The sequence below is a fragment of the Streptomyces sp. 150FB genome, assembly GCF_000818195.1.
Classification (GTDB): Bacteria; Actinomycetota; Actinomycetes; order Streptomycetales; family Streptomycetaceae; genus Streptomyces.
Window position 1 is genome coordinate 8,027,354 of record NZ_JTHL01000001.1, and the last position, 2,116, is coordinate 8,029,469.

The 2,116-nt window shown below is 71.8% G+C and carries 2 protein-coding genes; one reads left to right on the top strand and one right to left on the bottom strand.

What is annotated here, in order from left to right; genetic code table 11:
• The coding region (locus QR77_RS44345) for a glycoside hydrolase family 38 C-terminal domain-containing protein (protein ID WP_347359807.1) at positions 1 to 1,099 on the top strand (1,099 nt) is incomplete at its 5' end.
• A gap of 409 nt (positions 1,100 to 1,508) precedes the next feature.
• Here the strand turns inward: QR77_RS44345 and QR77_RS49865 are convergent.
• Positions 1,509 to 2,116, bottom strand: a 608-nt coding sequence (locus QR77_RS49865) for a TetR/AcrR family transcriptional regulator (protein WP_040029151.1), incomplete at its 5' end; no start/stop codon positions are given.

A 2,116-nucleotide genomic window follows, 5' to 3' on the forward strand; every position in this document is an offset into this window, starting at 1 on the left:
GATCGACAACGGTCGCGTCCGTGCCGAGGTGGCCGCTGACGGCACCTTCACCCTGCGAGCCGCGGACGGAACGGCGTTGTCGGGGATCGGCCGACTGGTCGACGGCGGCGATCGGGGCGACAGCTACAACTACGCGCCGCCCGCCGAGGACGAGTTCGTCGACCGGCCGTCGGCGGTGGCCGTCGAGGTCGTCGAGACCGGCCCGGTCCGCTGGGTGGTCAGGGTGACCCGCGATTACACCGTTCCCCAGGGTCTCTCCGACACCCCGGACCGCCGAAGCGCGGCCCGGTCCGAGCTGTGTGTCGAGACCATCGGCGAGCTGCGCCGCGGGGAAGACATGCTGCGGCTCTCGGTCTCCTTCGTCAACGGAATGCGCGACCACCGGCTGCGGATGCACATCCCACTGCCGCATCGCGTCGACGAATCGGCCTCGGAGAGCCAGTTCGCCGTGGTCCGGCGACCGCTCACCGCCGAGGGCGGCTGGGGCGAACACCCGATCCCGACCTACCCGGCGTACGGCTTCGTCTCCGCCGGACCGGTCACGGTGCTGCTCGACCACGCGACCGAGTACGAGGTCGTCGACAGCGAGGAGTTGGCCATCACGGTGCTTCGCGCCGTCGGCTCGATCAGCCGGAACGTGCATCCGTACCGCGACGAGCCCGCCGCGAGCGAGATCCCGGTGCCGGGGGCGCAGTCGCTCGGCGAGACCATAACCGCCCGCTTCGGCGTCGTGTTGTCCCCGCAGGGATGGGAGCGGGCGGAAGCGGTCCGTCGCTCGGAGCACTTCCGCGGCGAGGCACTCGTCGTGCGTGGTACGGGCAGCGGTGCCGAACTCCCCACCCTCCCGCGGGGCGTCCAGGTCGACGGTACGGGGGTCGCGGTGAGCGCGATCCGGCCCACGGGCGGAGGCACCGAGGTCCGGCTCGTGGCGATGAGCGACAACCCGGTCGTCGCCACCGTGAGTGGCCCGTTCACCGAAGTCGAGACGATCGATCTGCTCGGTGGGCCTCTCGGCAGCGAGCCGGCGACGGCGGGCCGCCACGAGATGCGGCTCGCGCCCTGGGAGATCCGGAGCATCGTGCTGCGCAGCGTCACCTGACGGGCTGATACCCAGCCGACCGCCGCTCCACGGAGGCTCCAAGGAGCCTCCGTCGGGAGACCGCCGGAGATCAGCGGCCCGATCACCGGACACGTGAAAGCCAGGGCCCTTCGAGAGACTCGACGGGCCCTGGCGGTCCTGCGGCCCGGGCAGACGTCAGCCCGGCGGGCCGTACGCCCGGGGTCCCTCGCGGCGTTGCTGTGGATGTCACGGCCGATGTCGGTGTACCGCGGCATCAGGTGCACCAGCGCGGCGACGATGATCAGTACCCAGACCTACGTGGCCGACGTGGCGATGACCGCGTTGGCCCGGCCGTAGACGATCACCAGGCCAGAAGCTCGTCGCGGCCTCATACGGGGCCGCGTCCGCAGTTCTGCTCGAGCGGGCTCCGCGAGCCGCTGACGGGACGTCAGCGGGCGCCCCGTTGTTCCGGCCGTGTGACCGCGCGCACGTATGCCTCGGCGAAGAGTTCGCAGAGCTCGTTCACGGGTGGGAGATCAAGGCTCCGCATGGGTTCGAGGACCGGTCGCGTAAGGATGTGCGTGACCATCGGACCCAGCAGGAGCTGGACCAGGACCGGGAGTGGCAGCGGTCGCACCCGGCCCGTTTCCACGTGCGGCAGCAGGAGCCGGGCGAGGCTGTCGAAGAAGCGCGGGAGGTACGCCCGCATCGCTCGCGCGGCGGGCCCGTCCGGCCGGCTGAAGAGGTCCGCGAGGATCGCCGGGAGCACGCGCGGCTCGCGGTCGAACGCCGTGATCACGGTCTGGTAGAGCACCAGCACGGTGTCCTCCAGGCGCTCCGGCGGGTCGGCGGTCAGAGCCTCCAAGTCGGGCAGCGGGCCGTAGCGTTCGTAGACGGCGCCGAGTAGGCCGTCGCGGCCGTCGAAGACCGTGTGCAAGCTGGGAAGCGAGCACGCGGCCCGCTCCGCGACGGCGTCCAGGGTCATCGCGCCAAGGCCCCGTTCGGCGACGAGTTGCGCCGCCGCCTCGACCGCGCGCTCGCGGACCGGTCGACGGC